We start from the raw sequence: 12,405 nt of genomic DNA, 5'->3' as shown, positions 1-12,405 counted from the left end.
CTTGCATAATGCAAGCCACTAGTCGCGTAAATGACGTGTCAGGCGTTATCTCGCTCGAAGATCCGCGCCAGAAGAATGCCGGTTGCAAGAACGCCTACTGAAACAAAAACAGTATCGCCCGGCGTCCCGACATAAAGCGGGCCGATATTGGCAAAGAGCAGAAAGGCGACGAGGAAATTGAACCAGCCCCAGATGACATTGGTGGCTGGAAAAGCTGAGCTTTGCGCCCTGCAGGCGAAAAAAGGTGGGTTCTGCTGACAATGTTGTGCAAGGCCGGCAAAGGGCAAGAAAAAGGGCTCCTGAAAGGAGCCCCATTTAGGACCGCCGCTTGAAGACGTTAGGTTCGGATGTCAGATGAACAGGAAATCGTCGTAATGAAGCGCCGCCAGATTGGAGAGTGTCGCGATCTGTACGGCCGCGCCACCCCCGCTGCCATCTGCATCGTAGAAAAGCTTTCCCGTTGTCTGGTCGTAGATCAAACGGTCGTTTGAATCCAACGCCTTGGTGCCGAGTACGAAATTTCCCCCGGAAAAATTCGATGGATCGATGGCGGTGAAAATCTCGTGGTCGAGCACGATCTTGTCACCGGCGCTTTCCGAGAAATCCTCGATCTTGTCGATGTTGTTGTAAGCGCTGGGTTTGAAGTCGAAGACGAAATGGTCGGCTCCAGCTCCGCCGTTCAGGATATCGTTGCCTTTGCCGCCGATGAGCTGGTCGTTTCCTGCACTGCCCGACAGTATGTTGCTTGCGATGTTGCCGGTCAGTACGTTGTTTTCGCCGTTACCCGTGGCATTGATTGCCGACGAACCGGTGAGCGTCAAATTTTCGACCGTTCCGAGAGCATTCTCGAGATAGTAGGAAATGGACGCATTGACGGTATCGTTGCCACCGCCGCCTGTTTCGTCGATGATGTCGCCTGCCGAATCCACTTTGTATATGTCGTTGCCGAGGCCGCCGATCATTCGGTCTTCGCCTCTGCCGCCATCGAAGTTGTTGTTGCCGGAATTGCCCGTGAGAATGTTGTTCATGACGTTGCCGGTCGCATTGATGTTGCCGCCACCCATCAGGGTCAGGTTCTCGACCGTTCCCGTCACATGCTCCTTATCCATCAGGCTGATCGAGACAGAGGACTTGATGATATCCTTGCCGGAGCCGCCGGCTTCGATCACCACATCATTGATGTTGTCGACGATATAGGTGTCGTCGCCACCGCCGCCCTTCATGCTGTCTGCGCCCGCGCGGCCATCCATAACGTTGGCTCCGTAATTGCCGACGAGAATGTTGGCGAGTTCATTGCCGGTCGCGTTGATGTTGCCGTTGCCGGTCAGTGTCAGGTTCTCAATGGCGCCGATCGCATGGGCAGTATCCGCCAGGCTGAAGCTGATCGACGACATGACGGTATCGGTCCCGCCGCCGCGGCTTTCATCGACGATGTCGGTCGGGGAGGTGACCGTGAAGGTGTCGTCTCCGGTGCCGCCATAGATGTGACCGGGTTCTAGCGCTGCGCCGCCACTCGCCGCTATGTTGATAATGATGGGATGGTCGACGACGTCCAGGTTGAGGGAGGATATGTTGCTGAAGCTCTTGACCGGCGTATCGCCCGTCAGCGGATCGTAGACCTGCACCGTCCCGAAAGCTCCACCCAGATTGACGGTGACGCTGGTCGGCGCCGCCTGGATCGCCTTGTCGGTCGTCTGGTTCCAGATATCGGGCTCGTTCCAGATGATGATCTGGTAGCTTCCATCGGATTTCGCCGTCAGATAGCTGCGCGCCGTGGACGGTAGTCCGTTGATGGAGTAGTTGAGCGTCCCCGGATTGAAAGTCGCCTGCGTTGCGCCGTCATCTTCGAGAATTTCGGTCAGATTGTGGATCGCCGTTGCTGCCGGCTTCGGCGTATAATCCAGGCGAAAGAGCCCGAAATGCTTTTCCTGGTCGGCGCCTCCCGGATCGGAATAGGCATCGAGAAGCTGGTAGATGAAGGTCCCCTCCGATCCGAGAAAGGCGCCGTCCATCAGTGTATTGATAAGCAGTTTTGCCTGCGTCGTCTCGTCGACGCCTTCCCATCCGCCGTTGGTATCGGCGGTCAGCGACGTGTGATAGCCGATCTCGGTGATGGTGAGCGGCTTGCCGGGATCGGCCCGCATCTGGTCGCCGGATTCACGCGAGAGCCAGGAGAAGGGCTGGTCGCCCTCTTTCGCATAGGTGTGGATCGTTGTGTAATCGTTGGAAGAGGCAACCGTATAACCGGTGAAGCCGAGAACCGGAATGTCCTTCAACAGCGGATCGGCATTCACAGCGTTGAACAAATCCTTTTGGTAGGCAAGCGCCGCAGCCTCTCCCGACAGCCCCTTGTAGGCGACCGGCCAGTTATTGACCTCGTTGGGGCCTTCGATGCCGACGATCGAACCGGGATGCGCTTCCACGAAGGCATGCAGTCGCTGGACAACGGTAGCGGGGGTATCATCCCGCCCGGAGACGAAAACGAATTTGACACCGGCATCTGCCGCATCCCCAAGATGGCCCTGACCGTAAGGGTCGGAGGCAGGGGTGGGCGCGTGATCGCGAACTGTGTCGAGGCCGAGATAGCCCAGGGCTTTAACAACTTCCGCGATATTGGAATATTTCCCGTCGGTATAGTCGATATGTGTATCAATTCCGAATGAATCGATAACATCTGTAATTCTAGTAGCTTGGGCCATTTCATCCTCCTCGTCTGGAAGTAGAAAATATTACTTCGATGGTATAGTGATTCCCCTCAAAAGTAGGGCCTGATTTACAGTGAAATCCGTCAAAGTTATGATCACGTTAACCATATTGTATTGCTCGCAATATAATTGCGGAGTGATGCTTGTTACGGCGATCCGACATATTCGGACTTGGCGTTTCACCACTCAATGGGTCAGGAGAGACATTACTGCCGAAGCGGTAAGCCCCGGTCGCCGAGCGAAGATCGCCACAGCGAGATCGACCGGCTCACGCTGGGCCGGAAGATTGATATCCGCTTTAGCGCCCTTTGATCAAAGGACGATGTCGGAAGGAAGGGCGGTGTCGTATCGAACTTTGTCCGATGTCGTGACCGAGCAGCACAGCGCGCAGGTTGTCACGTGCGCATCAAGCCGGAATCGGCGAGCCTCGAAAATCCCAAGTGCGGGAGAGGCGTGTTGATCGCATTTCCGGTAGGGAATGCCGGGGCGCTTACGCCCCGGCACATCGTATCGATCAGGCCGCCTTGGCGATTGCACCATGCGGGTCGAGAACGAATTTCGTCGCAGCACCCTGGTCGAAGCTTTCATAGCCTTGGGCGGCATCCTCAAGCGAAATCACCTTCGCATTGACGATATCGGCAATCGGAAGCCGGTCATGCAGGATCGCCTGCATGAGCTGGCGGTTATATTTCAGCACCGGCGTCTGACCGGTGTGGAAAGACTGCGCCTTGGCCCAGCCAAGGCCGAAGCGCAACGAGAGGCTGCCATGCTTGGCCGCATTGTCCACTGCGCCCGGATCTTCCGTGACATAGAGGCCGGGAATGCCGATGGAGCCGGCCGCGCGGGTGATTTCCATCATCTGGTTAAGCACGATCGCCGGCTGCTCGCCGCCGGAATGTCCGCGCGCTTCGAAGCCAACGGCATCGATGGCGCTGTCCACCTCATTGGTGCCAACAACCTGCGCAATCAGATCTCCGAGCCGGTCGCTCTTGGAGAGGTCGATGGCCTCGAATCCGACGCGGCTGGCGTGGGCGAGGCGATCCTTGTTGAAATCGCCGATCATCACGACGGCCGCACCGAGGATACGGGCGGATGCTGCAGCGGCAAGGCCGACAGGGCCGGCGCCCGCGACATAGACGGTCGATCCGACGCCGACTCCCGCCCTGACGGCGCCGTGGAAGCCCGTTGGGAGGATATCGGAGAGCATGGTGAGATCGCGGATCTTGGCCATCGCCTTGTCGCGATCGGGGATTTTCAAGAGGTTGAAATCCGCATAGGGAATCGTGACATAGCGAGCCTGGCCGCCGATCCAGCCGCCCATGTCGACATAGCCGTAGGCGCCGCCCGCGCGCGATGGATTGACCGTCAGGCAGACGCCGGTGTCCTGCGATTTGCAGCAGCGGCACCGCCCGCAGGCCACGTTGAACGGCACGGAGACGATGTCCCCGACATCGAGCATTTCCACGTCGATGCCTTTTTCGATGATCTCGCCGGTGATCTCATGGCCCAGCACCAGGCCCGGCATCGCTGTGGTGCGGCCGCGAACCATGTGCTGGTCCGAACCGCAGATATTGGTGGAGATGACCTTTAGGATGACGCCATGTTCGATACGGCGGCCATCCGGCGCCTCGAGTTTCGGATCGTCGATATCGCGGACTTCTACCTTGCCTGGCCGCAAATAGACGACGCCACGGTTCTTGCTCATTTCCGTCTCCTCCGTTGAAATCAAGGCAACGCGCCAGCAGCTCCTCCCGCAGCGGTTGCCTGTTACAGAGTAGACCAGAAAGATCCGAGCGCCGTCCCGAAAGCGACGCTTCGCGGGCGGAAATCAGCAAACCCGGCAAAAGGGCAGGGCGTATCGGTCCGGTCCGGCCACCCGCCCTGGCGGACCCGGAGGCAGGTGGCCTTTCCCCGGCAGGTGGGGTGCATCCCGCCGAGGCGCCGCGTTAGCACCGTCGCAATGGATAGGATATCAAAACGGTGGCTCCCTTTTGACGTGGCTTCCGCTATAGTTGCAGGGATAGAGCTTGGGGGCGATCATGACGCAACGCGGCCGTGCTTTCGCAGACATCGTCTACACTATCCTGATTGTAGAAAAAGCCTATCCGGTGGATGTCGTCGCCACTGCACTAGGGATGAACTACGCAGCGTTCCACTCGCGCCTGATCAGCAGAACTTGTTTTTCCGCTGACGAAATCCAGAATCTGCTGGAGGTCGTGCCCGATCCACGCCTCGCATCCTATCTCCTCGAGCGAAGTATCTTTGTTGCAGCGGAGCGCTCTTCCGGCGTGGAACAGGCGGAGCCTGTCGCGTCGCTGCAAAGAGGTGCGACGCGAGTGGTCGTCGAGGCGACGGACGTGCTCGAATTGGTGGATGCCGCGCTTGCCGGAGGCGGAATGGATCATCGCAAGCAGCGCCTGGTGCTCAAGGAGATCGACGAGGCGGAGAGGGCGCTCGCATCCCTCCGCCTTGGCCTGAAGGGAACTTACATCGAGCAGTCCTTGCGCATCAGCAAGAGGTAGCCTTCGCCCTCTTCCTCGAGTGCAAGCATCGCTTCGATGACCGAGAGGCGCGCCTCCTCCAGATAGGATTTCCAGGTGCCGCTGGCGGTTGCAAGCTGCCGGTCAATCGAAAGAAGACGAAGCTTCAAAAGATTCTTCTCGCGCACAACGCGCGCATATTCCTTGAGAGGATGAGAATGATCGGAAGGCATGCGGAGACCGGTGAAATTTGCTCACGCATCTAGCCGACCTGGCCCTGGCTTCGCCATCAAAACGATGCAGTCGTTTTTACACAGACGGACGAAACAAAATCGAAAGCGGATCCCGAAGCGCGCAGCCGCTTCGGGATCCGGTCTTGATACCTATCGTACCGCTGCCGGCAGCACTTCGAATTTCCAGAACTTGTCCGGCCGGAAATAGGTCGCAGCAAACTGGCGAATATCCTCGGCAGTGACTTTGTCGTAGCCGCTGAGATTGTCGCGTATCCGCTCCAGACGGCGAGGGTCTGTTTGCGCGCCGTTCAGATACTGCACCCAATACTCATTGCTCTGCTGCTGGTGCTTCAATGTCTCGATAATCGGCGCGCGTGCCCGGACCAATTCATCCGGGGAGACATCGTTTGAGCTTAGATCGGCAGCGATCTTGTCCACTAGCGCATAGAAATTCTCGACCTTGTCGGGCGTCGTCTCGACATAGAGATAGGCATAGCCATAGCCCGGAATGTCCCATGAGAGGTCCATGGCGCCCTGCGGACTATAGGTCGCGCCTTCCGCAATGCGGAACTGGTCGATCAGTCTGTTTTCGAAAATCTGGCCGGCGACGTTGGCGACAAAGCCCCGCTGCATATCCGAAAGCATGTCGCCAACGGGGGCAGCGACGATGGCCGCGGCATTGTCAGCCCGGCCGTTGTGGGTTCGCATTACCGGTTTTCCGGTCGGGGCGGGGAAATGCACATCGTTTGCAACATTGTTCGTAGTCGCGTCCGGGCGAGCCGGCAAAGCGCCGAAGCTTTCAGCCGTCAGACGGATTGCATTGTCCGTCGTTGTGTCGCCGACAATGGTGATCTCGATCGGGCTCGTGGAAATGTGTGAGCGGAATAATGCTTCGAAATCATCCAGCTTTGTGGCGGACAATTGCGCCCGGTCCGGGAAGGTCCAGCGCGGATCGCCGGAATGAACGAGGCCTGCAAAATCGCGGCTGATGATGGCCCCGGGCGTCGCCTCATACTGATCGAGATTGTTCAGATAGGCTTGCCGGACGCGGCTGAAAACGTCCGGCCGGTAGGTGGGGTCGGAAGTGTAGGCGGCCATGATCTGCAATTGCGTTGCAAGATCCTCCGTCCGTGTCTGGCCAGTAAATTGGAAGGAGCTATCATCCACCGAGAAGTCGATACCGGCAATTTTGGCCGCCAGCGCTTTCTGCAAATCCGGATAATCCATGGCCTTGGTGCCCGACAAGACGACGGCCGGCGATGCCCAGATCGGCAGGGGGCGGTCATTCGGCAGGTCCAGCCGGCCGCGACCGATATCCTCGCGCACGAGCACTTCGTTGGCGCGCAGCTTGGTCGGCTTGATGGTCAGTCGCACGCCGTTGGCAAAGCGCACCATCGTCAGGCCGAGATCCTCGACGACCCGGCGTTCGACGACAGCACCGGGTTCACCGAAATGGGTATAGGGCCAGACGACTGCTGTCGCGCTTGACGGTGCCGTGACGGGAACGGAGAGGGAAGCGTCATAGACCTGTCGGACATCGCCCGCGCCACCCTGCGGCGCTTGCGCGGTCTGCAGCACGAGTTGCGGGCCATTGCCGGAGAAGACACGCGCCACGACCTGGTTGACCTCTGACGCTTGCAGGCCCTTGGTGATGGTGTCGAACATCGAGAGATCTTCTGCTGGTGAGGTGAAGACCTGATTGTCATCGACGCTGCTTGCCAGCATCGAAGCGATGTCGGTACTCGTGCGCGTCGCAGCACCGGCAGCGGCGGCCTCGAGCAGCGAGCGATATTCGACAATTTCGCGATCGAGCTCCGCCTGCTCTGCGCCGAATTGTTGAAAACGCCGCTGTTCCTGATCAATGGCCGTTAGCGCCGCCTGCCATTTATCCGGCTCGGAATTCGCCATGACGGCAACGAGGCGGGCGGAATCGAAAAGATCCTGGGAGCCGACGGCGGCGCTGATGAAGGGCGCATTGGGTCTGTTGGCCATGGCGCTCAGCCGGCGCTTGAGCACCAGGAGACCGAGATCCTCAATCAGTTCGGCCCGGCGTTTGGCGAAAGTGTCAGGTGAAGCGTCATAGGGGCGCGTCCAGGCGATCTGCACATTCGTCGTGCCGCCGGGGACGGTGATGACCTCGGCGCTTTCGGCTTTCGCCTTTAGCGTGCCGAGATCAGGCTTGTGCGAGGGCGGAGCGGCGGCCTTCCAGTCGCTGAAGCGCTGCCTGATTTCGATTTCGGTGGCGGCGGGATCGACATCGCCCACCACGATCAACGTGGCGCGATCCGGCCGATAGTTGGTTCGGTAGTAATCGCGAAGCAGACTGACAGGCGCATTGCTGATGGTGTCCACCTTGCCGATCGGCGGGCGCATCGTCACGCGCTGGCCGGCGAGCAGGGAGTTGGTGACGCCGATTGCGGCGCGATATTGCGGCGTGTCGCGCAGCCGCTCTTCCGACAGGATGACACCGCGCTCCCGATCGAAGGCGCCCGCATCCAGCGTCAGCTCACTCGCCGTCTCGCGCATCAGCATCAGGCCGGTCGAAAGCGTGTCCGCATCGACTTCGGGAAGATCGAGCGCATAGACGGTCTCGTCATAAGAAGTGTTGGCGTTGGTATCCGGCCCAAAGGCGAGGCCTTTGCGCTGCAGGATACGGATCATCTCGTCGCCGGCAACATGCGTCGAGCCTTTGAAGGCCATATGTTCGAGGAAATGCGCAAGCCCTTGCTGATCGTCCTTCTCATCGAGCGAGCCGGCGCCGATACGGAAACGGATCGCGGCCTGTCCCGGCGGCGTGGCGTTATGCATGATTGCAAACCGCATGCCGTTCTCAAGCGTGCCGAAGCGGATGCCAGGTTCCGCTGGCAGGTCGCTGAGCGTCTGTGGCCAGGCTGCGGACGGGCTTTCTGCGCGGACCGGCGAGCCCGACGCGAAGAGCGCGACAAGTGCGGCTGCCGCCAGGAATTTCGAAAAAATAAGAAATTTCATACGTTTAATTGGCATTTTGTCCTGGTGTCGGGCATGAGGTATGTGACGTTGAAGGGACTATCAGGCAGGTCGCGCTTTGCTTCAACGTTTATTTCCGGCATGGATGCGAGTTGAAAAAATGCGCCTATCTGTAAAACCAGGAAAATTTGAGGAAGGCCGGTTCGGACTTCGCTCTTAACTGCCGCCCCGCGAAGTCGGCGAGGCGGCAGTTGATCGGTTCAATGAACATCGACGGAAGCGGGCGAGGGGTTAGAGCGGAATCCCGCCGGTACCCGTGCTGGGTGGTCCACTCGGAGCGCTGGGTGGCGTTGCAGTGCTTGGAGTGGTCGCGCTCGGCGGGGATGTGGTGCGCGAGCTCCCGTTTGATTCACTAGGTGCAAATTTGAGAATGCTTTCGTGGAATTCCCGTTGTTCTTTTTCCTCTTTCGCCACGTCCCTTCCTGCGCTGAGGATACACCCCTGAAGGATGCTAGCCATGCTTAAGAACGCTATAGATTGCAAGATAAGAGGGCGGAGACGTCTTATCTGAATTGGCATGTGGATTGGGTCCCTCAATAAATATTGACGCGCGGCCTTTTTGCGGAGCGTCGCGTTCGTGATAGTTCAACCTGCTGTCGATCCGTCGTCTCCGTCCTCGGTCGGGACATGGTTTTCGGATGGACCAACGGCGGACGTGGCTATCAGGCAATTGTTTGCTCAATATTTGAGAGTCAAAAAAACGGCCTTGTGACGCAGGTGAATACGCCGGCCGGCACGCTGACGCTTGCGCCGCGTTACCGGTTGCGTTGCCTGGCTGCGTGCGAGCAGATCAGCGCTATGGCGCAGGTCGTCGATAACGTTCAGGCCGAGGTGAGGGGGCCAATACTGCGAAGGACGAAATCTGGAACGACCTGTCTGCCGTAGAACCGCGACAGGTGCGCTATCATGTTGCGCATGATGTTCGCGCGCCCGTGTTCCAGCGTGACGTGCCGCGTAGAGGTAAAATAGAGATATTCGATCGCCCTTGCGGCGCGATCGGGACCGAGTGCCGCGAGGGCCTGTTCTGATGCTTCCGGTAATTTTTGATCCGCCTCGACGGCCATCCAGCCGATCATTAGGGCGAATTCAGGCGGACAATCGGAACCGAGATTGTCCATATCGGTTGCCCGGGCTGCTGACGGCGCATTCTGGCCCGCTGCGAGCAGGGCGATATATTTCAGAACCCGCATGTGGCGGTGAAATTCCGAGCCGGATGCGGCGGCTTTGACGCCTTGATCGAAGATACCGACAGATTCTTCGAAACGCCCGCGCGCAAACCGCAATTGCCCGAGGATGGGCAGACCGGCGGTGGATTCCTGGCTGCGGGCGAGGGCGCGCTCGGTAATTTCCTCGGCGAGCTCAAGATTCCCCCTATTGATGAAATAGAGAAGCTTGGCCGCCCCTAACATGAGCAGCGGCTTGCCCTCGATGTCGGGCAGGCATTCCAACGCGGTTGCTTCAATCTCACTCTCGATGCGGTCGCGCTCTTCCAGCCTGACGCCTTCAAATGGACTGGTCAGGACAAGGCGTGCAAAGAGATGCAAACCCCACTGGATGGCAGCATCAGCGTCGAAGGGATCCTGTTCGCGCCCTTTGGTAAGCCGTTCGCCGCTTTCAAGCCATTTCGGGTTCGAGGTCGACAGCAGGTGAGAGGCGCTGTGGAGCCGAGCTTCAGGCGTTCCATCCAGCGGCACGCCAAGCCCGTTCGAAGCCTCGTTCAGGGCCTGGCGCAGGGCGTCGACAACGCCGTTCGAGACGCGGGTTGCCTCACTCGTAAACGATGTATTGTCTGCAGCATCCAGATGCAGGCGAAACGCTCTCAAAATCCGCTTCGATGGCATTTCCCTGAGAGTGGCTGCACAATTGAGACGCCCGGCATCGGCGTGAAAGCTGACCTGCAGGAAATAACGCAGCTTGTCATAGGCGGGCAGCAGGCTTCTCTCGGTAACAACGACCTTGCGTGCGACGCCTATACCGCTCGCAATGAGTTCCTGAAGCTTGTTCATCAAGGACAGGTTCTGTTCACGCAACGGATGTCTCTGGAGCTCGAAGGCCGGAGCGATGATCAGGAATGCATCGATCGGTCCCGGTCGGGATTGCGTTGCTATCCAGACGTAGCCCTCACCATATTGCGTGGCGATGTAAACGGGTGACTTTGCATTGTCTCCAAGCTTCAGCCGCAATCTGTTGACCAGAAAATCGATATTGCGGTCGGATGAATCGGAGCCCGGCTGAGCGATCTCGTCCAGCAGACGGCTTCGCGTCATGAGGCGTTGCGGATTGCCGGTGAAGGCGAGCATTAGGGCACGCTCGTTTCTGGTGAACTGGATTGTCTGTCCGTTGCGATGCGCGAACATGCACGCTTCGTCGATGATTAGATCCCCAAAACGGAGACTTTTTGCGTTGCCCGTATCCGCAAATGAAATCATGTAAATTCCAACCGCCCGACGAGCGACCACCGTCAAACCTAAACCCGTAGGCGCTTATAAGACTGGTATGCGCAGAATAATATACGTCGTTTGACAGAAGCGATCAGTAGGACGATGATTGACGTTACGGGATGAGCTGAAATCTAGGCCGACGCTTCCTTCTCCGCTCCGGCAAATGCCGAGCCAGCTGTTGATCACGACCTTCCTGAGAGTAGACATACTGATAGATCGTCTCATGGCTCAATCTCGCGGACGAACCGCTGACAAGCCTCAGGCGCCCAGATATCTGCACTTCCGGCGCCGAGCCGCAGCCATTTGCTGAGCTGTCACATGCCAGTAGCCTTGAGCGAGAGGAACTTCGCGATCGTGCCAGTAGTTCCGACGCAGCTCCCGGTAGATCGTCGAGCGGTCACGACGAAGAGTGCGCGCGATCTCGCCTGACTGATCTTCTTCTCATGCATCCGCGCGATGACGCGACGTTCATCCATACTCAACTGCACGAAAGAGCGGCCCATCCCATCCTCCTGAATTCGTGGCCATTATTCTTCTCGTTGCATTTGAAAATGGAACCCGCCACCCGCCATACAATGTCAAAGCTGAATAGGGCTGCGACGTTGTCAGCCAGTTAGAAACGCGACACGGGCTCTGATGATCAGCCCCCGATCCGGCCGGCTGGACCGGGTTGAAAGGGCGGAGCGGGGGCGGGTGAGACGCACCCCTTCGGCTTTAGCTTTCTCAGTAGCAATTGTTCCGTCGCCGGCTGATACTCATTTACACCGCATGGGGCGGGTAGGGATCAAAGCCGCACGATGCTTCCGGAAATCAAGTTGCAGGGTGACGTCGATGTCGCTGCGCTGTCACCACTTGTTCGCGGCATGCTTCTTGCGGTTGCCTATGCTGATGGTGAGGGTGGCATAGGATTGACCGCGACCGGCGCCATGAACCGCAAGTTCGTGCATTGGGCCGCTGTGAACTTCCTCTGGCCCGACTTCACAGCCAAAGACCTCTACAGCATGAACAAGGTGCTCAATGAAAGCGACATGCCGCCGCTATGGGTGGTGCGCGACATGGCCCATCATCTGAAGCTACTTCGCCGGAAAAAAGATGTGCTGCTGCCAACCAGACGCGGCCGTGAGTTTCTGGTGAACCCGCAAGCCTTCTTCGATCTGGTCGCCACGGATTATCTCTATTCCTATGTCCACGCCACCGAGCGGGAAGAGGAGGTGCAAGCGCGGTTGCGCTGGTGGCGCATGTTCCTCAATCTTCTCAATATCAAGGCCAGAGAAGGTTGCACGCCAATGGATGTTGCTAAGATCCTCTATCCAGACCTGGCGCCTCTTTCGGAAACCGAAATGACCCTAGAAGCCTGGGAGTTAAAGTCCGATCTCCAGTATGGCGTCTTACGGCGCTTGTGCTGGCTCGGCTTGCTCTATGAAGCAAGAGAGGGGCTCACACTCTTCCAGGACGGATCCTTCCACAAGACGCCGCTTTGGTCCGCCTGCCTGCAATTGGAATCGGATACGCAGAGCGACATCGGCGTGCCCTGACGATT

The 12,405-nt window shown here is 58.4% G+C and carries 8 protein-coding genes and 1 pseudogene; 2 read left to right on the top strand and 7 right to left on the bottom strand.

Going from position 1 to position 12,405, the window contains the following annotated elements:
- Positions 1 to 38: 38 nt before the first annotated feature.
- The 3 genes from H4W29_RS34085 to fdhA form a co-directional block, all read right to left on the bottom strand.
- Positions 39 to 287, bottom strand: a complete 249-nt coding sequence (locus H4W29_RS34085; protein WP_192733292.1) for a hypothetical protein — start codon at positions 285 to 287, stop codon at positions 39 to 41.
- A gap of 63 nt (positions 288 to 350) precedes the next feature.
- The gene (locus H4W29_RS34080) at positions 351 to 2,699 is read right to left on the bottom strand and encodes a calcium-binding protein (protein WP_192733242.1); all 2,349 of its coding nucleotides are present in this window, start codon (positions 2,697 to 2,699) and stop codon (positions 351 to 353) included.
- Between the two features lie 520 nt (positions 2,700 to 3,219).
- A complete protein-coding gene (fdhA, locus tag H4W29_RS34075) occupies positions 3,220 to 4,410 on the bottom strand; it encodes a formaldehyde dehydrogenase, glutathione-independent (RefSeq protein WP_192733241.1) in 1,191 nt (396 codons plus the stop codon).
- A 334-nt stretch (positions 4,411 to 4,744) separates the two neighbouring features.
- On the opposite strand from fdhA, the gene H4W29_RS34070 reads away from it, so the two are divergent.
- The gene (locus tag H4W29_RS34070; protein ID WP_192733240.1) at positions 4,745 to 5,227 is read left to right on the top strand and encodes a phage regulatory CII family protein; all 483 of its coding nucleotides are present in this window, start codon (positions 4,745 to 4,747) and stop codon (positions 5,225 to 5,227) included.
- Here the strand turns inward: H4W29_RS34070 and H4W29_RS34065 are convergent.
- The 4 genes and pseudogenes from H4W29_RS34065 to H4W29_RS34910 all read right to left on the bottom strand — a co-directional run.
- Positions 5,191 to 5,355, bottom strand: coding sequence for a hypothetical protein (locus H4W29_RS34065; protein WP_192733239.1), 165 nt, complete (start codon positions 5,353 to 5,355; stop codon positions 5,191 to 5,193). The two genes, H4W29_RS34070 and H4W29_RS34065, sit on opposite strands and share 37 nt — an antisense overlap.
- A 213-nt stretch (positions 5,356 to 5,568) precedes the next feature.
- Positions 5,569 to 8,406 carry a M16 family metallopeptidase gene (locus H4W29_RS34060; RefSeq protein WP_376776619.1) on the bottom strand — a complete coding sequence of 946 codons (2,838 nt, stop codon included), beginning with the start codon at positions 8,404 to 8,406 and terminating at the stop codon, positions 5,569 to 5,571.
- 839 nt (positions 8,407 to 9,245) lie between these two features.
- Positions 9,246 to 10,781 carry a winged helix-turn-helix domain-containing protein gene (locus tag H4W29_RS34055; protein WP_192733237.1) on the bottom strand — a complete coding sequence of 512 codons (1,536 nt, stop codon included), beginning with the start codon at positions 10,779 to 10,781 and terminating at the stop codon, positions 9,246 to 9,248.
- A 199-nt stretch (positions 10,782 to 10,980) separates the two neighbouring features.
- Positions 10,981 to 11,368 (bottom strand): annotated as a pseudogene (locus tag H4W29_RS34910) (transposase); the annotation flags it as partial.
- A 294-nt stretch (positions 11,369 to 11,662) separates the two neighbouring features.
- On the opposite strand from H4W29_RS34910, the gene H4W29_RS34045 reads away from it, so the two are divergent.
- Positions 11,663 to 12,400 (top strand): hypothetical protein, encoded by a 738-nt coding sequence (locus H4W29_RS34045; protein ID WP_192731024.1) that lies wholly within the window; start codon positions 11,663 to 11,665, stop codon positions 12,398 to 12,400.
- Positions 12,401 to 12,405 lie beyond the last annotated feature (5 nt).

The organism is Rhizobium viscosum (assembly GCF_014873945.1).
Classification (GTDB): Bacteria; Pseudomonadota; Alphaproteobacteria; order Rhizobiales; family Rhizobiaceae; genus Rhizobium; species Rhizobium viscosum.
Note: the sequence above shows the minus strand (reverse complement) of the source record. Positions and strands in the feature narration are given on the sequence as shown.